At 63.1% G+C, this 18,754-nt stretch carries 16 protein-coding genes; 10 read left to right on the top strand and 6 right to left on the bottom strand.

The window, feature by feature from the left end; genetic code table 11:
- Window positions 1-2: 2 nt before the first annotated feature.
- Both J0M27_RS05045 and J0M27_RS05040 read right to left on the bottom strand, forming a co-directional pair.
- Window positions 3-2,330 carry an acetate/propionate family kinase gene (locus tag J0M27_RS05045; protein ID WP_294988079.1) on the bottom strand — a complete coding sequence of 776 codons (2,328 nt, stop codon included), beginning with the start codon at window positions 2,328-2,330 and terminating at the stop codon, window positions 3-5.
- A gap of 105 nt (window positions 2,331-2,435) precedes the next feature.
- Window positions 2,436-3,536: a class I SAM-dependent methyltransferase gene (locus J0M27_RS05040; RefSeq protein ID WP_294988156.1), complete on the bottom strand. Its 1,101-nt coding sequence runs from the start codon at window positions 3,534-3,536 to the stop codon at window positions 2,436-2,438.
- Between the two features lie 569 nt (window positions 3,537-4,105).
- Here J0M27_RS05040 and J0M27_RS05035 point away from each other — a divergent pair.
- From J0M27_RS05035 to dnaQ, 3 genes are all read left to right on the top strand, one after another.
- Window positions 4,106-5,446, top strand: a complete 1,341-nt coding sequence (locus tag J0M27_RS05035) for a fused MFS/spermidine synthase (RefSeq protein ID WP_294988077.1) — start codon at window positions 4,106-4,108, stop codon at window positions 5,444-5,446.
- A 170-nt stretch (window positions 5,447-5,616) separates the two neighbouring features.
- Window positions 5,617-6,870 (top strand): MBL fold metallo-hydrolase, encoded by a 1,254-nt coding sequence (locus J0M27_RS05030; protein WP_294988075.1) that lies wholly within the window; start codon window positions 5,617-5,619, stop codon window positions 6,868-6,870.
- Between the two features lie 79 nt (window positions 6,871-6,949).
- Entirely contained in the window at window positions 6,950-8,512 is a 1,563-nt protein-coding gene (gene dnaQ / locus J0M27_RS05025; protein ID WP_294988073.1) for a DNA polymerase III subunit epsilon, read from the top strand.
- 98 nt (window positions 8,513-8,610) lie between these two features.
- Here dnaQ and pmbA read toward each other — a convergent pair whose 3' ends face one another.
- Complete coding sequence (pmbA, locus tag J0M27_RS05020; RefSeq protein WP_294988071.1) at window positions 8,611-9,948, bottom strand: metalloprotease PmbA; 1,338 nt, start codon at window positions 9,946-9,948, stop codon at window positions 8,611-8,613.
- 82 nt (window positions 9,949-10,030) lie between these two features.
- Between pmbA and yjgA the strand changes: the two genes are divergently transcribed.
- Complete coding sequence (gene yjgA / locus J0M27_RS05015) at window positions 10,031-10,579, top strand: ribosome biogenesis factor YjgA (RefSeq protein WP_294988068.1); 549 nt, start codon at window positions 10,031-10,033, stop codon at window positions 10,577-10,579.
- 6 nt (window positions 10,580-10,585) lie between these two features.
- On the opposite strand, the gene J0M27_RS05010 is transcribed toward yjgA, so the two are convergent.
- Together J0M27_RS05010 and J0M27_RS05005 are read right to left on the bottom strand one after the other, a co-directional pair.
- A complete protein-coding gene (locus tag J0M27_RS05010) occupies window positions 10,586-10,858 on the bottom strand; it encodes a TIGR02647 family protein (RefSeq protein ID WP_294988067.1) in 273 nt (90 codons plus the stop codon).
- Window positions 10,859-10,971: 113 nt separating this feature from the next.
- Window positions 10,972-11,913, bottom strand: coding sequence for a CysB family HTH-type transcriptional regulator (locus J0M27_RS05005; RefSeq protein ID WP_294988065.1), 942 nt, complete (start codon window positions 11,911-11,913; stop codon window positions 10,972-10,974).
- A gap of 86 nt (window positions 11,914-11,999) precedes the next feature.
- Between J0M27_RS05005 and J0M27_RS05000 the strand changes: the two genes are divergently transcribed.
- The 6 genes from J0M27_RS05000 to J0M27_RS04975 all read left to right on the top strand — a co-directional run bounded on the left by J0M27_RS05000 (window position 12,000) and on the right by J0M27_RS04975 (window position 18,214).
- On the top strand, window positions 12,000-12,791 hold the full coding sequence (locus tag J0M27_RS05000) for a sulfite exporter TauE/SafE family protein (RefSeq protein WP_294988064.1): 792 nt from the start codon (window positions 12,000-12,002) through the stop codon (window positions 12,789-12,791).
- Between the two features lie 163 nt (window positions 12,792-12,954).
- Window positions 12,955-14,637 carry a nitrite/sulfite reductase gene (locus J0M27_RS04995; protein ID WP_294988063.1) on the top strand — a complete coding sequence of 561 codons (1,683 nt, stop codon included), beginning with the start codon at window positions 12,955-12,957 and terminating at the stop codon, window positions 14,635-14,637.
- Entirely contained in the window at window positions 14,630-15,154 is a 525-nt protein-coding gene (locus tag J0M27_RS04990; protein WP_294988062.1) for a DUF934 domain-containing protein, read from the top strand. The genes J0M27_RS04995 and J0M27_RS04990 overlap by 8 nt, the downstream gene beginning before the upstream one ends.
- Window positions 15,155-15,177: 23 nt before the next feature.
- The gene (locus tag J0M27_RS04985) at window positions 15,178-15,984 is read left to right on the top strand and encodes a phosphoadenylyl-sulfate reductase (protein WP_294988061.1); all 807 of its coding nucleotides are present in this window, start codon (window positions 15,178-15,180) and stop codon (window positions 15,982-15,984) included.
- Window positions 15,981-16,916: a sulfate adenylyltransferase subunit CysD gene (gene cysD / locus J0M27_RS04980; protein ID WP_294988059.1), complete on the top strand. Its 936-nt coding sequence runs from the start codon at window positions 15,981-15,983 to the stop codon at window positions 16,914-16,916. Before J0M27_RS04985 ends, cysD begins: the two co-directional genes overlap by 4 nt.
- Entirely contained in the window at window positions 16,916-18,214 is a 1,299-nt protein-coding gene (locus tag J0M27_RS04975; protein ID WP_294988057.1) for a GTP-binding protein, read from the top strand. The genes cysD and J0M27_RS04975 overlap by 1 nt, the downstream gene beginning before the upstream one ends.
- Window positions 18,215-18,279: 65 nt before the next feature.
- On the opposite strand, the gene rplQ is transcribed toward J0M27_RS04975, so the two are convergent.
- The gene (gene rplQ, locus J0M27_RS04970; protein ID WP_294988055.1) at window positions 18,280-18,669 is read right to left on the bottom strand and encodes a 50S ribosomal protein L17; all 390 of its coding nucleotides are present in this window, start codon (window positions 18,667-18,669) and stop codon (window positions 18,280-18,282) included.
- Between the last annotated feature and the right edge of the window lie 85 nt (window positions 18,670-18,754).

The following is an 18,754-nucleotide window of genomic DNA, read 5'->3' as shown; positions in this document are numbered from 1 at the left end:
CCTCAGGCGCGACTCTGGATTTCCTCGATGAAGCCCTGCATGCCCGTGGTGATGTTGCCGGCATTGCCTTCATCGGTGTCGATGTGCATGGCCAAACGGTAGTTGGGATTTACCCGCACCACGACGTCGCCGTAGGTCACTTCGCGCTCGCCCTCGATGCGCACGCGCACCACGTAGCGATCGCGCAGGCGCAGGCGCATGGCATCCTCGGGAGACATGTGGATATGACGCTGGGCACAGATCACGCCCCGGTCGAGCTGTGTACTCCCGGCGGGACCTTCGAGGCGGATTCCCGGCGTATTGGCAAGGTCGCCGGACTCGCGTATCGGCGGTTGCACGCCCAGCTTGAACTGCTCGGTCATGGCGATCTCGACCTGGGTTTCCTTGCGCGTCGGCCCGAGCACGCGCACATTGGCGATGCGCCCCTTGGGGCCGACCAGATCCACCTTCTCGGCGCAGGCAAACTGCCCCGGCTGCGACAGTTCATGTTCCGGCGTGAGCTGGTGGCCGGGGCCAAAGAGTTTCTCGACATCGGCTTGGGCCAGATGCACGTGGTGCGCCGAGACCTCGATCGGAATCGGCGACGCCGCCTCGTCGCGAATCGCCAGGGTGATCTGGTTGCGCTCGATGGCACGCAAGGCTTCCCATGCCAGCAGACGTTCGTCATTGTTGGCGACGACGATGATGGTGACCGGCGAGTCGTCGGCGGAGATGACCGCATAGTCGCTCACCGCGCCCAGGCTGCTGTTCTTGTCTTCGTCGAGCTTGATGCCCATGTAGGCCAGGCCCTGGCAGGCGAGGCTGCGCACGGCGGGACTGGTCTCGCCGATGTCGCCCGTGAAGGCCAGGACGCTGACGCCGCCCATCGCGGCGACGTAGGCGCCGATGTTCTTGCGGATCTGGTAGCAGAAGGCCTTGTGCGCCAGCAGCGCGCGATGGTGGCCCTCGGCGGCGGCGGCTTCGATCTCGTGGATGTCGCTGGAAATCCCGGAAATGCCCTTGAGGCCGCTTTCCGAATTGATCAGCTTGTTGAGTTCGTCCGGACCGAGCTTGTAGCGCTCCATGAGCTGGATCATGATCGCCGGGTCGAGGCTGCCGGATCGGCTGGGCATGATCAGCCCGTCCGAAGGCGTCATGCCCATCGTGGTGTCCACCGAGCGGCCGTGGTCGATGGCGCACATCGAGGCGCCGACACCGAGGTGGCAGGAAATGATCTCCAGTTCGCCGAGCGGCCGCTTGAGGACTTCCGCCGCCTTCAGCGACACGTAGCGATGCGATGTGCCGTGGAAACCGTAGCGGCGTATGCCCTCCTTCTTGTACCACTCGTAGGGCAGGCCGTAGAGGTAGGCATAGGTCGGCAGCGTCTGGTGGAAGGCGGTGTCGAACACGGCGACATGCGGCACGCCGGGAAAGAACTTCATCGCCTCGCGCATGCCTTCGAGGTTGTGCGGGTTGTGCAGCGGCGCCAACGTCGCAAGGGCTTCGATGTCGGCCAGCACCTGCGGCGTGATAACCGTGGCGCTGGAGAACTTGCTGCCGCCATGGACCACGCGGTGGCCGACGGCGATGACGTCCAGCGGCGTAAACAGGAAGCGGTTGTCGAGCTCGAGCATGGACTCGAACAGGACGTTGAAGAACTCGCCGATGGCGAAGGGCGGCCGTTCGCGGCGCACCGCCTTGCCGGCGGCGGTCATGGTGATGTGCACCGACTCGCAGCCGGCACAATCGACCACGCCGTGCACATCCAGCGCCTCGTCATGCGTGTCGTAGATACCGAAGCGGATCTGGGAGAGACCGGCATTGATTGAGAGGATCTTGCCGTGCACGTCCTTCTTCAGGCTCAGCGCATAGGGGTCGTCGGATTGCGCCAGGGCGCGGGCGCGCAGCTGGCTGCTGGTGACATCGACGGCCTGGGCACGAGCGCGATCCGCGAGCAATTTCGAGAGATACAGGATGGCCTTGGGATAGACCAGGATGAGGCTGCTGACCACGTCCTGGGGAATCAGAAGCACCAGGCAACGATTGCCCGCGATGACGTCGGCAACGGTGCGATCGCCGGTCAGCACCGACATTTCCCCGAACACGTCACCCACTTCCAGCGGGCTCATGACGATGCGGCCGCCCGTATTGTCGGCCACCGAAATCTCGCCGTGGCCGTCCAGCAAGACGCCGATGAAGCGCCCCTCGTCGCCGCACTGGATGATCGACTCGTTGCCCTCGAAGGTGCGCAACTCGGATCCTTCGACGATCGCCTCGATGCTGTCCCGCCCGAAGCTCTCGAACAGCGGCGCCTTGTCTAGCAGAAAGGGAATCAGTTCATCATGGGTCATGGCTTGCTTTCAACGGAATTCGGACAACTTGCAGATTATTATATTGCTGCGTTGCACAAATATTAGAGCGATGTCTCGCTTCTGCGGCAAATACTGAGGACCTCGCTACGCGGTGGAGATCGGGCGCAAGCGCCAGAGGGAGGTGATTTCGCGTGCCCGGGCGGCATGCAAGGGGTCGCTGCGATCGCTTGCGCGGCTGTGGATCGGTGCGGCGTCGAGACGCCCGACCACCGCCAGTCCGGCCTTGGCGAAGGCCGCCAGCAAATCGTCGCGGGAACGCAAACCGAGGTGCTCGGCGAGGTCGGAGAGGATCAGCCAGCCTTCGCCCCCGGGGGCGAGGCGAGCCGCCAGACCCGCCAGGAATCCTTGCATCATGCGGCTGTCCGGGTCATACACGGCGCGTTCGAGCGTGGTCCCCGCCCGTCCGGGAAGCCATGGCGGATTGCAGACCACGACTTGCGCCTGCTCCGGCGGGAACAGGTCGGCCGCGACGACTTCCACCTGTCCGGACAGGCCAAGCCGCCGGATGTTGTCCGCAGCGCAAGCGATGGCCCGGGCATCATTGTCGGTCGCCACCACCCGTGCCACGCCGCGCCGCGCCAGAACGGCCGCCAGCACGCCGGTACCGGTACCGATGTCGAAGGCGCGCTCGCAGTTCGGCGGCAGTGGCGCCTGCGCCACCAGTGCCACGTATTCGCCGCGCACCGGGGAGAACACGCCATAGTGCGGGTGCATCCGCGCGCCGAGCGCGCCTATCGGTACGCCTTTCTTGCGCCATTCGTGGGCGCCGATGACGCCCAGCAGTTCGCGCAGCGATGCCGCAAACGGCCCGCTGGCGGGACCGTAGGCTTCGACACAGGCATCGTTCACATCGGGCGCGCGTCGCAGAGGAATCCGGTAGCCGTCGTCGAAGGGCAACAGCAGCATGCCCAGCGTGCGTGCGCGCTGCGCCTGGGCGAGCCGGTACTGATGGAAGCTCGCGGAAGCCGAGTTTGCCGCAGCCTGTTTGGGCGGCTTGCGTTCGATGCGCCGGGCCATGGCCTGCAGCAACTGGCGCGCGTTCTGGAAGTCGCCGCGCCAGAGCAGGGCCGTGCCCTCGCAGGCAAGCCGCCAAGCCGCATCCGCCGTCATGCGATCGTCGGCCACCACGATGCGCCGAGGTGACGTCACGCCGGCCTCCGACTGCCAGCGCAGCGAATGCGTCATGCCGTCCTCGCCCCAGGTGATCGACGGCGCATCGACGCTCACTGGACTACCCTCCCCCCAGCCCCCTCGCCAAGCGAGGGGGTGACTGCGGTTCGCCGCGGTGCGGCTCCGGGAATTGTCTGCGCCCTCCTTGGGGCGGCCCGGCGGAGGGCGCACGCCAGACCTCCGCCAGACTGCCTGCCTCGTATCGACACGGTCGGAACCTCGATGGAATCGGAGGGCGCATGGTACGCGGCACCCGGCAGCCTGTAAATTTCCGCGCGATCCCTTACCCCCCACAGGGCGATCGCATGAACGCGAACGTCTAGCTTGTGAAGTACAACACTCTTCAATTTTCGTGTTGAGCGTCATCCCGGGCTTGACCCGGGATCCAGTTTTACGCCGAAAGTTTGGATTCCGGCGTTCGCCGGAATGATGGAATGGGTCATTGGCTGCCGGTTGCAAGCTCAACGGCATTCATGCAATTGCCCTGCCCCCCGTGACGCCGTATCGCCAGCGCCCGAAGGAAGTCCCTGTGGGGCGCCGACTCTTCGGTTAAAGTCGCCATCCCTGCCCACGGCACCTTCGCCATGCCGCCTCGCCTGCTGTTTGCTATCGTCTTCATCGAAGGTTACTGCTCGCTCGGCGCGGAAATAATCGCCCTGCGCCGACTGATTCCCCATGTCGGCAGTTCCATCGTGGTCACCGCGCCGACCATCGGCCTGTTCCTGCTGGCGCTGGCGCTAGGCTATTACTCCGGCAGCCGCGTCGCGGTGGACTACCGCAAGGTGGTGGCGCGCAATTTCATGATCTCCGCGGCCTTGATGGGCGCGGGCCTGGCCGGCGGCAGCGTCAATGCGATCTTCTCCGGAACGCAGGCCGGGCTGGCCTACCTGATCTTCATCGGCGGCATCCTTTGCCCGCTGGCCTGGCTGCTGGGGCAGACCGTGCCCATCCTGACCAACCTGACGCTGGCGCAGCGCAGCGGCGAAGCGGCGGGACGCGCACTCTACTGGTCGACGCTCGGTTCCTTCCTCGGTTCCGTCACGCTGTCGCTGGTCGTGATGCAGATGTTCGGCGTCTGGGCCGCAGTGCTGCTCGGCGCCCTGATGCTGGTCGCCGGTGCCGCGCTGGTGCAGCGCCCGCGACCCTTCGCGGCGACGCTGTTGGCGGCCATTGCGGCGCTCAGCCTAGGCGCCAACCTCGGCGACCGGCAGCGCGCCGACACGGCCTACGCCGACTATGAAGTGCAGTCGGTGACCCGTGGCGGCATGGTGGCTCCCCGCGCCTTCGTGGTCAACAACCAGCACGCCTCGGTGATCGACGACAGCCAGCCGCCGAACCATGCGCGCTATGTGCAGCACATGCGGCGCATCCTGCTCGACGACCTCGGCTTCGTCGGGCGCGACGTCCTGGTACTCGGCGCCGGCGGCTTCACCCTGTCGCAGGGCGAAGCGCTGAATCGCTACACCTATGTCGATATCGACCCGGCGATCCGCGCCATCGCCGAGCGCGACTTCCTGCGCGAACCGATCCGCGGCGAATTCATCGCCGCCGACGCGCGGCGCTTCGTGGTCGACACGAAGAAGCGTTATGACGCCGTGGTGGTCGACGTCTATAGCTCGCGCACCTCGATCCCGGGCCACCTGGTAACGCGCGAGTTCTGGCTGGACACGCGGCACGCGCTGAAGCCGGGCGGTGCAATGCTGGCCAACCTGATCCTCGACGGCCAGCTCGCCAGCCCCTACGCGCGCAACTTGCTGGCGACCATCGAAAGCGCCTACGGCCGCTGCGCGGTCGAAGTGCTGCGCAAGTCCGCGCCGCGCAGCAACGTGATCGTCACCTGCATTGCCAACGAGGGTGGCGACGCGACGGGGATCTACGTCGACGAGCGGAACCTGGCGGACGTTGACAGCGCGCGCTCGCCGTAAGCAACGCAGGAAACAGGTCCGGAAGTCGATGCACGAGAAAGTCGGCGCTGGTGATACGGCGATTGACGCCTGCCGACAAGCATCAAGGGCTCGTGAGTGCCCTTTGCTGCCGGTGCAGGAAATAGATAGCGGACCTTCATCGCGTACTCCCGTCCAAGATGGCTCACGTGGTGAGCCTCGAGCATGGCAGTATGCCGCTTATGAAAATCTGCATTCATCGTGGCGCCAAGGAAATCGGCGGCTCCTGTGTTCAGGTCGAGGCTGGCGGCGAGTCCATCCTAATTGACGCTGGAATGCCGCTGACAAGCGACTCAGAATCTCCGCCAATTCCGCCCATAGTCGACGGAAGTTCGTTGCGTGGCATCGTTATTTCACACCCACACCAAGATCATTACGGCCTGCTGCCCTGGATGCCGACAACTCCCGTACTGATGGGGGATGCTGCTCGCCGCATTCTTCGGGCTGCCGCGCCCTTCATGCGACAGCCGTCACTCAATCTCGATGGGCCAAGTCTTGTGGATCGGAAGACAGTAAGCCTTGGGTCGTTTCGGATTACCCTCTATTTGGTGGATCACTCTGCATATGATTCCTATGCCTTGCTCATCGAAGCTGATGGGAAGCGACTTTTCTACAGCGGCGACATACGGGTGCATGGACGCAAGCGCGAACTGGTCGATCGACTGATGGCGACCCCACCTGCATCCCTAGATGTTCTTCTTCTCGAAGGAACCACCTTGGGGCGAGCATGCAACGTTGCCCCAAAGCCAGAGGATGCGATTGAAGATGAGTTGGCTGAAATATTCCGGGAAACCACGGGAATCGCTCTTATCCATGCTTCGGCCCAGAACATCGACCGTCTGGTGTCAATATTTCGTGCATGCCTGAAAACCCACCGAACATTGGTAGTTGATCTATACACCGCCGAAATTCTTGCGGCAACTGGCAATCCCCACATTCCCCAATCTGATTGGAATCGCATTGCGCTTTGTGTTCCACAGCGGCAACGGCTACAGATCAAGAAGGCCGGTTTGTTTGAGGCATTGGAACGACACTCTCGCCACCGCATTTTTCCGAAGACCATCGCCAAGAATCCGGGAGGTTACGCGCTGATTTTCCGGGAACTATGGATGCGGGACCTTGAACGAGCGAACTGTCTGGATGGTGCCTGTCTGATTCATTCGCAATGGGATGGTTACTTGAAGGAAGATCGCCTTCTCAAAATCGACGCATGGCGAAAAACTAACGGCATGCCATTCCATCAAGTGCACACGTCCGGCCATGCCAGCCCGGGTGATCTCAAACGACTAGTAACAGCACTGAATCCGAAGATGCTTGTACCCATCCATAGCGATGTACCCGAACGGTATAGCGAACTGTATCCTTACGTCACCGCTCACGCTGACGGCGAATGGTGGGAAATATGAATCATGCTCGACGCCCTTGGATTACGCTTTCTCGTTTGGAAGTAGCAGATACTGTTGAAAACATGTCGAAGGAATGAAGATGAACCATAAACGTTTGGTCGCCGCCAAAGCTGCCGATGACCTAAAGCACGGCGCGACGACAGCAGGACATGATGTGCGCAGAGTTGTACTGGACCTCGAAATAACCGGATTGGAGCCTGACGATCGCATCACGGAAATTGGCGGCGTCGAGATGATCGGGAGGAAGCGAACAGGCCGCACTTTCCATCACTATCTGAATCCGGAACGTTTGGTGGGCTCTTCCGAGTACATACACGGTCTGTCCGACGAATTCCTTGCCGACAAGCCTAAGTTCGCCGAGGTCGCCTTTGACTTTATGGATTTCGTCCGCGGTGCCGAACTGGTCCTACACAACGCGGAGTTCGATGCCACCTATCTCAACCACGAGCTAGCCCTATTGAAACTTTCGCCACTAGAGACAATCGTCGCCGGCATAGTCGATACGCTCAAAATGGCTAGGGCAATTCGACCGGGCCTCAAGAACAATATAAATGCGCTCTGCGCAGACTACCAGTTGGATATTCCCCGTCGCCAGTATCACGGCACATTGCTGGATGCGCACATGTTGGCCAAAATCTATCTCGCTATGACCCGACATCAACAGGAGTTTTCGACTTTGAGCTTACTTGAACAGATTGAAGTACGTTGGGAAGAAGTTCGGACGAAGGGGTACAAGGGTGTCGGGTGGGCTAATGACTTGGTTGGCAGCCAAGAGGTTTTGCTGAAGGCGGCAAAGACGTTCCATCAGTGGGAACCGCTCAAGGTCTATCTTTCCGTGGCGCGAGCCAAGAAAAAGCGTATTGCGTTCTCTTTGCGTTACCAAGGACAACATGTAGCCGACCTACTTGTCGATGGCAGTCCGCAACTGCATATTGACAAGAATACGGCCGACAAAAATAAGAAATATTTCGGGGTTGGTCAGGAGGGCCACTTCGATTGGACGGGCGAGGAATCCAAGAAATTCAGAAGGCATTTCAAGAATCTAGGCGCTGAGCCACGAGGGCGCTCAGAGGAACATCGCATTGAGTCAATATTTCTCCAGCAGATGGCGGATAGTTCAAGCAAGATATTCAATAACACCATGAAGAACAATATACAGCCAGTTCTACTCGCCGGCTGCCCGTTCCAATTGCCCGTCCCGATCTCTGGAAACACAGGTAAGCCCGAGGCGAAAAGGGGCAATATCGACATCATGGCGCGCCGTCGCGTTGGAAATCGGACGCGACTATCCATTTGGGAACTGAAGCGGCCCGGAGTAAAGGCGCAGGCAATTGAGCAGGCCTACAGGCAGGCCTACATCTACGGCGTGACTGTGCTAAAGATGCTGCGGGCAGAGGAATCGGGGCATATCTGGTACAAGGACGTTCTCGGATTCAATGGAAAGATGCCCGATAGGATGACCATCGAATGCGTGATTGCCGTAAGTCTGGATGACATCAAGGCGGCCGAGGCATTGGGAAAACTTCGCCGTTTCGTGACGGAGAATTCCCTCCAAATTGAAGGCGACACAATTGAGTTCTACCTTGCCAGTTACGCAGAAAAGCAAGGCTCACTGAGTATCGATCTCACGAAAGCGCAGTAGATCAGAACCAATGACCGGTATGGAAGCGCGGTGCCATTGACCGGAAATGGCCTGTCTCTGCCTCAATAAAATCTCGCCGTAGCGCCAGCGCCGACTTTCTAATTGCCGGCGATGGTCATGCGTTCGACCAGGATCGAACCGACCTGTTTCGAGCCGCGAACCTCGATGTCATTGCCGATGGCGACGATTCCGCGCAGCATCTCGCGCAGGTTGCCGGCGATGGTGATTTCCTCGACCGGGTAGGCGATCTCGCCCTTCTCCACCCAGTAGCCGGCGGCGCCGCGCGAGTAGTCGCCGGTGACGTAGTTGACTCCCTGTCCGAGCAGTTCGGTCACCAGCAGGCCGCTGCCCATTTCGCGCAACAGTCCCTTGAGGTCGTGCCGCCCCGGTTGCACCAGCAGGTTGTGCGAGCCGCCGGCATTGCCGGTGGTCTGCATGCCCAGCTTGCGCGCCGAGTAGCTGGACAGGAAGTAGCCTTGCAGCACACCGTTCTTCACTACCTCGCGATCACGCGTGGCAACGCCATCGTCATCGAAGGGCGAGGAGGCGAAGCCGCCGCGAATGTGGGGGCGCTCGCTGATCTCGACGAAATCGGGAAACAGTTTCTTGCCGAGGCTGTCGAGCAGGAAGGAGGTCTTGCGGTACAGCGCGCCGCCGGAAATCGCGTGCACGAAGCTGCCGATCAGGCCTGATGCCAGCGGCGCCTCGAAGATCACCGGGCATTTGCGCGTCTTCAGCTTGCGCGAGCCCAGGCGCGCCAGCGCGCGCCGCGCCGCGTAGTCGCCGATGCGCGCGGCATCGGGGAAGCCGGCAGCGTCGCGGCGCGTCGCGTACCAGTCGTCGCGCTGCATGTCGTCGCCCTCGCCGGCGATCACCGAGCAGGAGATGTAGTGGCGCGACGTGGCGAAGCCGCCCATGAAGCCCAGGCTGTTGGCGGAAACGAAATGCGATTGCTGTGCGGAGATGGTGGCGCCTTCGGAGTTCTTCACCATCGGGCTGACATCGAACGCCGCCTGCTCGCAGCACCGGGCGAGGTCGATCGAATCTTCCACGGAAATGTTCCATGGGTGGAAGAGGTCGAGGTCCATTTCCTTCTTCTGCAGCAACTTCGCGTCGGGCAGCCCGGCGCAGTCGTCCTCGGCGGTGAAGCGGGCGATCGACAATGCGGCATCGACCGAGGCGCGGGTCGCCGCCGACGAGAAATCGGAGCTGCTGGCATGGCCGCGCCGCTGGCCGATATACACCGAAATGCCGAGCCCCTTGTCACGGTTGTACTCGATGGTTTCGACTTCCTGGCGCCGCACGCTGACCGATTGGCCGGACCCTTCCGAAACATCGACCTCGCAGGCCGTCGCACCACGGCTCGCCGCATAGTCGAGGACATCCTGCGCCAGCGCGCGCAACGCCTCCTGAGTGTGTGCAAAAGCCTGTGACATGCGGGGAACCCTTCAATTGGCGAAGTTATAATCATATCCCAGCGGGGATACCTTCCCCTTCGCAAGCGCCGGGGAAAAGACCGTGGAAGACACGTATTACGACGACGATCCGCAGTACTCCGGCCCCAGCAAATCGCAGCTGAAGCGCGAAATGACCGCCCTGCAGGATCTGGGCGCGGAACTGGTGGCGCTATCGAAGGAGCGCCTGGCGAAAATCGAGATGCCGGAGCGCCTGCGCGATGCCCTGCTGGAAGCGCAGCGCATCACCAAGCACGAAGCCCGACGCCGCCAGATGCAGTACATCGGCAAGATCATGCGCGATGTCGATGCCGCGCCGCTGCGCGCGGCGATGGATGAAATCAACGGCGTTTCGGAGGCGGCCAACATTCGCCAGCATCAGCTGGAACGCTTGCGCACGCGCCTGATGGAAGACGAATCGGCGTTCAGCGAACTGGCCCGCGATTACCCGGGCGCCGATGTGCAGCATTTGCGCCAGTTGCGGCGCAACGCGCTGAAGGAGGCGCAACTGGGCAAGCCGCCGCGATCCTATCGCGAACTGTTCCGCGAACTGCGCGAACTGAAGGGCGCCGCCACACCGGAAGCCGCCGCAAGCGCCGGTGCCGACGACTAGGGAAGGCTAGGCCAGGTCACGCAGCAGCACGGACGACGAACTGGCGCTGGAAGTAAGTATGGTCAGCATGGCCTGTGCGTGTTCCGCCGCATCCCGCCCCAATCCCGTCAGGTAGCCGCCGTCGGCCTGCGTCAACAATCCCTTGGCATGAAGCCGGCGGGTGGCCGCGATCACGTCCGGATCGGCGGTCTTGTGCACCTTGATGCCCTGCTGGCTGGTCGCCAGGTCGAAGCGGATCAGCGTGTTCAGTTCATGGACTAGATCGGGCGTATAGGGCATGGTCGAACCTCGCGCAAGGAAATGTGGCTGGGGCCATCGGAGAACGCGTCCATTCTAGCTTCCGGCGCGGGAAATGCCGTCATCGGCGCGGGCGAAATCTGCGGCAGCTCAGGCTACAAGCCGGGGTCGATGCCCTCACCGCGTTGCGTGGCCTCGATCACCGGCCGGGTCAATTGGGGTGCGAGCAGTTCCATGAAGTCATACTCGAAGCCCCGCATCCAGGCGTCGCGGCGGAAAGCCACGCGCGTGGTGTTGCCCTCGAACAGGTGGGTTGCCGCAATTGCCGACAGGGAATCGTCGCGCTGCGGATCAAAGGCCATCTCGGCGATGATGCCGACACCGAGCCCCAGTCCGACGTAGGTCTTGATCACGTCGGAGTCGATCGCGGTCAGCATCACGTTGGGGCGCAGATCGTGTCGCTCGAAGGCGCGGTCGATGCGGGAGCGGCCGGTGAAAGTCGCATCATAGGTAATCAGCGGATAGCCGGCCAGCGCCGCCAGCGTCAGCGGTTGCTGCGCCAACAGGGGATGCCCGCGCGGCGTGACGACCAGGTGGGCCCACTGGAAACAGGGCAGGGTCAGGAATTCCGGATAGCGGTCGAGCGCCTCGGTGGCGATGCCGAGGTCGGCGCTGCCGTCAAGAACCCAATCCGCGACCTGCGACGGACTGCCCTGCTGGATGTGCAGGCGGATCGCCGGGTGGCGCTGCACGAAGCGCTGGATCACCGGTGGTAGCGTGTACCGCGCCTGGGTGTGGGTAGTGGCGATGGACAGGCTGCCGCTGCCTTCCGCTGCGTAATCCTCGCCCACCCGTTTCATGTTCCGCGCCTCGCCAAGGATGCGGCGCGCCATGGCCAGCACGGTGCGGCCGGGCGCGGTCACGGCGACGAGGCGTTTGCCGCTGCGCTCGAAGATGGTCACGCCCAATTCCTCTTCGAGCATTCCGATTTGTTTGGAGACTCCGGGCTGGGAGGTGAACAGGGCTTCCGCCGCGGCGGAAACGCTGAGGCCGCGTTGCTCGACTTCCACCAGGTAGCGAAGCTGCTGAAGTTTCATAAGGCCATTATATAACAAATGGTTCTATTGAAATTACTACTAAGTATTTTTCAGGACTATATGAAGCCGCTACGATGCACTGCATCATGGAATTCGCCTTCAATCCCGCCCTCCCTTTTTCCGGTTTCGCCGTCGGCGTTCTGGTCGGCCTGACCGGCGTCGGCGGCGGTTCGCTGATGACTCCGCTGCTGGTCCTGCTCTTCGGCTTCAAGCCGGCCACCGCAGTGGGTACTGACTTGCTTTACGCGGCGATCACCAAGAGCGGCGGTTCCTGGGTGCACCATCGCCACGGCAACATCGACTGGGCGATCACCGGACGCCTGGCGCTGGGCAGCGTGCCGGCGGCCGCGCTGACTCTGCTGGTGCTGGCGCAACTCGGGGTGCAGGGCCACGGCGCCACGGGCCTGATCTCGGTGGTGCTCGGATTCGCCCTGCTGCTGACCGCCCTCTCCCTGTTTTTCCGCCAGCGCCTGCTGGACCTCGCAAAACGCCGTAGCGCCAGCGCCGACTTTTCGCATCGCCATGTTGCCAGCCTGACGGTCGCCGTCGGTGTCGTGGTCGGCGCACTGGTGACGATCTCCTCGGTCGGCGCCGGCGCCCTCGGTGTCACCGCGCTGACCTTCCTCTATCCGCAGCTCGCTACGCGCCGCATTGTCGGCTCCGACATCGCCCACGCCGTGCCGCTGACCCTGGTCGCCGGGCTCGGCCACTGGTGGCTGGGCACGGTCGACGTGGTGCTGCTGGTTTCGCTGCTGATCGGTTCGCTACCCGGCATCGCGCTCGGTGCCCATTTTGCCGCCCGGGTTCCCGAACGCGCCCTGCGCGGCCTGCTCGCTTCCGTGCTGCTGCTGATCGGCGGCAAATTGATCTTGACTTAACGCTCATGGCACCCGGTACCACCTGCGAAAGATGAAACGCGCGAAAGGCAAATTGAACGCCCCCCACCCCCATCCCCGCCCCAGGGCGGGGCTACCAGTCGGCTCGCTTCGCTCGGCAATCACCCGTCGCTTCGAACGCGTTGTTTCACATTAAGGAAACACCATGTACAGATACGACGACCACGACCACGCCATTGTCCAGGCCCGCGTTGCCCAGTTTCGCGGCCAGACGGAACGCTACCTGGCCGGCGAACTGTCGGATGACGAGTTCCGCCCGCTGCGCCTGCAGAACGGCCTCTACATCCAGCGCCACGGCCCGATGCTGCGCCTCGCGGTGCCCTACGGCCTGATCTCGGCGGCGCAGCTGCGCCGCTTTGCTGACGTGGCGCGCCGTTTTGACCGCGGCTACGGCCACTTCACCACGCGCCACAACCTGCAACTGAACTGGGTCAAGCTGGCCGAGGTGCCGGATATCCTGGCCGACCTGGCGCGGGACGAACTGCACGCGATCCAGACCTCGGGCAACTGCATCCGCAACGTGACCACCGACCATTTCGCCGGCATCGCCGCCGACGAGATCGCCGATCCGCGCCCCTGGGCCGAGATCCTTCGTCAGTGGTCCACCTTCCACCCGGAGTTCTCCTACCTGCCGCGCAAGTTCAAGGTCGCCATTTCCGGCGCCACGGAAGACCGCGCGGCGATCCAGGTGCATGACATCGGCTTGCAGGTGGTCCGGAACGATGCCGGCGAGATCGGCTTCAAGGTGTACGCCGGCGGCGGCCTCGGCCGTACCCCGCTGCTGGGTCAGGTGATTCGAGAGTTTCTGCCCTGGCAACATCTGCTGACCTACACCGAGGCGCTGGTGCGGGTATTCAACCGCCATGGCCGCCGCGACAATACCTACAAGGCGCGCATCAAGATCCTGGTCAAGGCACTCGGCCGTGAGGAGTTTTCCCGGCAGGTAGAAGCGGAGTGGACAAACCTCCAGGGCGGCCCAGCGACCCTGACCCAAGCGGAAGTCGCGCGCGTGACCGCGCAGTTTGCCGCACCCGCTTATGAAACCCTGGCCGCGGACGACCTCTGCCACCTCTCCCACCTGCGCGAGGACAAGGCTTTCGCGTGCTGGGTAGCGCGCAACGTGCAGGCACACAAGATTGCGGGCTACGCCGCCGTTACGCTGTCGCTGAAAAAGCTGGGTGCAGCGCCGGGCGACGCAAGCAGCGAACAGATGGAAGCGGCGGCGGACCTGGCCGAGCGCTACAGCTTCGGCGAGATCCGTGTCTCCCACGAGCAGAACCTGATCCTCGCCGATGTGCCGCAGCGCGAGCTTTACACCGTCTGGCATCGCGCCAAGGCGGCGGGACTTGCTTCTCCGACCGTGGGCCTGATCCAGGACCTGATCGCCTGCCCCGGCGGCGATTTCTGCGCGCTGGCCAACGCCCGCTCGCTGCCGATTGCCGCCGCGATCCAGGAGCGCTTCGAGGATCTCGACTACCAGCACGACATCGGCGAACTCGAACTCAACATGTCCGGCTGCATGAACTCCTGCGGCCACCATCATCTAGGCGCGATCGGCATCCTCGGCGTCGACAAGAACGGCGCGGAGTGGTACCAGATCACGCTGGGCGGTCGCCAGGGCAGTGAGGCACGCATCGGCGAAGTGATCGGCCGGGCCTTTGCCGCCGCCGACGTGCCGGACGCCGTCGAGCGCCTGATCGCAGCCTACCTCGCGCACCGCCACGCCGACGAGCGCTTCATCGATACCTTCGACCGCATCGGCATCCTAGTCTTTCAGCACGCTGCATATCCGCATCCCCATCAATCAAGGAGAGCCGTCAATGGCTAAGCAAATCATCAAGGAGCGTCGGCTGCAGGATGACGCCTGGAAAGTCGTGAACCTGGTCGACGGCGAGGCGCCCTTCGACGTCTGCCTGCCGGTCGGTCCGCTGCTGGTCCCTGTCGCGGTATGGAAGGCGAAGAAAGCCTGCCTGATCCATCGGGAGTACGAACATGGCACGCCGCTGGGCATCTGGCTCGCGCCCGAGGACGACCTGGCCGAGATCGCGGCCGACATCGACGACTTCACCGTGATCGCCGTGCATTTCCCGAAACTCGCCGACGGCCGCGGCTATTCGACCGGCCGATTGCTGCGCGAGCGCCACGGCTACGACGGCGAGCTACGCGCCTTCGGCGACATCGGCCGCGACCAGATCTTCTTCCTCAATCGCGTCGGCTTCGACGCCTTCGTCATCGGCGAAGGCAAGAGCGCCGAGGAGGCGCTGGCCGCGTTCGATGATTTCCCCGAAAGCTACCAGGGTGACGCGGTACAACCGCTGCCCCTGTTCCGCCGACGGGCCGCCTGATTACGGATTTGAAGGAGCCTGCCATGCTGCGCGAAAACCTGCCCGATCTTGCCGACCTGGAATTGGTCGCCACCGTTGCCGATAAAGCCGTCGGCGTCAAGCAACTGCTGCGCGACGTCGCGCGCGACTACGCACCCGTCGTGTTCGCCAACAGCCTGGGCGCCGAGGACATGGTGCTGACCGACATGATCTGGAGCGAAGGCATCGAGATCGGTATTTTCTCGCTCGACACCGGGCGACTGCCGGCCGAAACCTGCGAGTTGATGGCACGCGCCGAGCGCCACTACGGCCGCCGCCTGGAGGTATTCGCACCGCGCCACGAAGCCGTGCAGGACTTCGTCGCTGCCCATGGCATCAACGGCTTCTACAACTCGGTGGAGGCGCGCAAGGCCTGCTGCCACGCACGCAAGATCGAACCGCTGCAGCGCGCGCTGGCCGGCAAGCAGGCCTGGATCGCCGGCCTGCGTGCGGCGCAATCGCCGACCCGCGAAAAGCTCAAGACCATCAGCTTCGACAGCGCCAACAACCTGGTAAAGATCAGCCCGCTGGCGGACTGGAGCGAACGCGAAGTCTGGGCTTATCTGCGCGCCAACCGGGTGCCCTACAACGCGCTGCACGACCGCAACTATCCTTCGATCGGCTGCGCCCCCTGCACCCGAGCCATCCAGCCCGGCGAGGACGTGCGCGCGGGTCGCTGGTGGTGGGAATCCCCGGAGAGCAAGGAATGCGGCCTGCATCTGGTGGATGGCAAGCTGCAACGCATCGCCACGCCAAAAGTCGGCGCCCCACAGGGACTTCCTTCGGTCGCTGACGGAACGGCGGCGGCATGAACGCGCCTGTCTTCAATCCGCTACTGCCGCTGCGTCCCGCCCTCGACCACCTCGACTGGCTGGAGGCCGAAGCGATTTACATCCTGCGCGAAGTCGCAGGCCAGTGCAGCAATCCGGCTCTGCTGTTCTCGGGCGGTAAGGATTCCATCGTGCTCCTGCGCCTGGCCGAGAAGGCCTTCCGTCCCGGCCGCTTCCCCTTCCCGCTGCTGCACATCGACACCGGGCACAACTACCCCGAAGTCATCGATTTCCGCGATGCCCGTGCCTGCCAATTGAACGAGCGCCTGATCGTACGTTCGGTCGAAAGCTCGATGTCGCGCGGCACGGTGCGCCTCAAGTCGGCCGACGAGTCGCGCAACAAGCACCAGTCGGTGACCCTGCTCGAAGCCATCGAGGAATTCGGCTTCGATGCGTGCATCGGAGGCGCCCGCCGCGACGAGGAAAAGGCCCGCGCCAAGGAGCGCATCTTTTCCTTCCGCGACGAATTCGGCGGATGGGATCCGAAGAATCAGCGCCCCGAGCTGTGGAATTTGTTAAACGCCCGGGTGCACAAGGGCGAGAACATCCGCGCCTTTCCGATCTCGAACTGGACCGAACTCGACGTCTGGCAGTACATCGAGCGCGAAGGCCTGGCCTTGCCGTCGATCTACTTCGCCCACGTTCGCCCGGTTATCCGCAGGGGCAGTCTGTTGCAGCCGGTGACGGAACTCACGCCGGCGCGCGACGGCGACGTGGTCGAGCAGCTGCGGGTGCGCTTTCGCACCGTCGGCGACATCACCTGCACGGCACCGGTCGAATCGGATGCCGACACGGTGCACAAGATCATCGCCGAGACCGCCACCACCACCGTAACCGAGCGCGGCGCGACAAGGCTGGATGACCAGGCCTCCGAAGCCGCGATGGAGCAACGCAAGAAGGAAGGGTATTTCTGATGAGCGCGATCGAACACATTCCCGAGTTTGGCAGTCCGGTGGACAACGGCTTGCTGCGCTTCCTCACCTGCGGCAGCGTCGATGACGGCAAGAGCACGCTGATCGGCCGCCTGCTTTACGACACCAAGGCGATTCTTGCCGACACGCTGCACGCCATCGAGAAGACCTCGTTGCGGCGTGGCATGGAGGCGGTCGATCTGTCGCTGCTGACCGACGGCCTGCAGGCCGAACGCGAGCAGGGCATCACCATCGACGTCGCCTATCGCTACTGCAGCACCGGCCGGCGCAAATACATCATCGCCGACGCGCCGGGGCATGAGCAGTACACGCGCAACATGGTCACCGCCGCCTCGACCGCCAATCTGGCGATCATCCTGATTGACGCCAGGAAGGGCGTGCTGACGCAGACTCGGCGCCACTCGTACCTGGCCCACCTGGTCGGCATTCCGCACCTGGTCGTCGCGGTGAACAAGATGGACCTGGTCGGCTACGACCGCGCGGTCTTCGAACGCATTCGCGGCGACTACCTCGACTTTGCGAGCCAGCTGGGCATCGAGGAAGTGCGCTTCATTCCGCTGTCGGCGCTGAACGGCGACATGCTGGTCGATCGCGGCGACAACCTCGACTGGTACGAGGGGCCTACCCTGATCGACATCCTCGAGTCGGCGCCTGTCGCGCACAGCGAAAGCGATGAGCGCTTCCGCTTCCCGGTGCAGTATGTCTGCCGTCCGCAGCGGGCTGACGATCCGCTGCTGCACGACTACCGTGGCTTCATGGGGCGCGTCGAATCGGGCGAGATTGCCGTCGGTAACGAGGTCGTGGCGCTGCCGTCCGAGCGGCGCAGCCGCGTCAAGGGCATCGAGCTTGGCGGCCGCGCATTGCAGCGCGCCGTCGCCGAACAGTCGGTGACCTTGTTGCTGGAAGACGAGATCGACATCTCGCGCGGCGACATGATTGTTCGTGGCGAAACCAAAGAGTCGGCGCTGGTGACACGGCGCATCGAAGCGATGCTGTGCTGGCTGGGCGAGTGCCCGCTCGATGCCCAGCGCAAATACCTGATCCGCCAGACGACGCGGGACTCGCGCGCCTTGCTCGACGGCATCGCCTACCGGCTCGACATCAATTCATTGCAGCAGGTTGCGGCAGAAGGGCTCGGCATGAACGACATTGCCCGCGTCGCCTTCAAGCTGGCGCAGCCGCTGGTCGTCGATCGCTATGCCGAGAATCGCGCCACCGGCGCCTTCATCGTGATCGACGAAAGCAATAACAACACGGTCGGGGCCGGGATGATCCTCTGATCGCGGCCGTCGCAGGAAACAAAAAAGCCAGGCAATGCCTGGCCTTTTTGGTGAGCGCGATGAACTTACTCGGCCGTCGCGTCGACCACTTCCCCGGCCGGACGATCCAGCAACTCGACGAAGGCCATCGGTGCATTGTCGCCAACACGGAAGCCCATCTTGAGGATGCGCAGATAGCCGCCGTTGCGAGCGGCATAGCGCGGGCCGAGCACCTCGAACAGTTTGCCGACGATATCGCGGTCGCGCGTGCGGTCGAAGGCCAGGCGGCGATTCGCCAGGCTGGGCTTCTTGCCCAGGGTGATCAGGGGCTCCACCACGCGGCGCAATTCCTTGGCCTTGGGCAGTGTGGTCTTGATGGCCTCGTGGCGCAACAGCGAAACCGCCATGTTGCGCAGCATCGCCTGGCGATGGGCCGAGGTCCGATTGAGTTTGCGAAGTCCGTTTCCGTGACGCATTTTGATTCCCTCGTTTTTTGCAGCCACCGCGCAATGCAAGTGGCCGGTTAATGGTTATCGAGTAGTAGTTTGCAGCTAAGTGAAG

The organism is Sulfuritalea sp., from assembly GCF_017302275.1.
In the GTDB taxonomy this organism is placed as follows: Bacteria; Pseudomonadota; Gammaproteobacteria; order Burkholderiales; family Rhodocyclaceae; genus Sulfuritalea.
This window is presented reverse-complemented; position numbering and strand designations above follow the sequence as displayed.

Coding starts and splice junctions, on each gene's coding strand:
- dnaQ (WP_294988073.1), top strand. CDS start 6,950: ATGAACCATAAACGTTTGGTCGCCGCCAAAGCTGCCGATGACCTAAAG.
- rplQ (WP_294988055.1), bottom strand. CDS start 18,669: ATGCGTCACGGAAACGGACTTCGCAAACTCAATCGGACCTCGGCCCAT.
- J0M27_RS04985 (WP_294988061.1), top strand. CDS start 15,178: ATGCTGCGCGAAAACCTGCCCGATCTTGCCGACCTGGAATTGGTCGCC.
- J0M27_RS05040 (WP_294988156.1), bottom strand. CDS start 3,536: ATGACGCATTCGCTGCGCTGGCAGTCGGAGGCCGGCGTGACGTCACCT.
- J0M27_RS04975 (WP_294988057.1), top strand. CDS start 16,916: ATGAGCGCGATCGAACACATTCCCGAGTTTGGCAGTCCGGTGGACAAC.
- J0M27_RS05010 (WP_294988067.1), bottom strand. CDS start 10,858: ATGCCCTATACGCCCGATCTAGTCCATGAACTGAACACGCTGATCCGC.
- pmbA (WP_294988071.1), bottom strand. CDS start 9,948: ATGTCACAGGCTTTTGCACACACTCAGGAGGCGTTGCGCGCGCTGGCG.
- J0M27_RS05000 (WP_294988064.1), top strand. CDS start 12,000: ATGGAATTCGCCTTCAATCCCGCCCTCCCTTTTTCCGGTTTCGCCGTC.
- J0M27_RS05035 (WP_294988077.1), top strand. CDS start 4,106: ATGCCGCCTCGCCTGCTGTTTGCTATCGTCTTCATCGAAGGTTACTGC.
- J0M27_RS04990 (WP_294988062.1), top strand. CDS start 14,630: ATGGCTAAGCAAATCATCAAGGAGCGTCGGCTGCAGGATGACGCCTGG.
- J0M27_RS05005 (WP_294988065.1), bottom strand. CDS start 11,913: ATGAAACTTCAGCAGCTTCGCTACCTGGTGGAAGTCGAGCAACGCGGC.
- J0M27_RS05045 (WP_294988079.1), bottom strand. CDS start 2,330: ATGACCCATGATGAACTGATTCCCTTTCTGCTAGACAAGGCGCCGCTG.
- J0M27_RS04995 (WP_294988063.1), top strand. CDS start 12,955: ATGTACAGATACGACGACCACGACCACGCCATTGTCCAGGCCCGCGTT.
- cysD (WP_294988059.1), top strand. CDS start 15,981: ATGAACGCGCCTGTCTTCAATCCGCTACTGCCGCTGCGTCCCGCCCTC.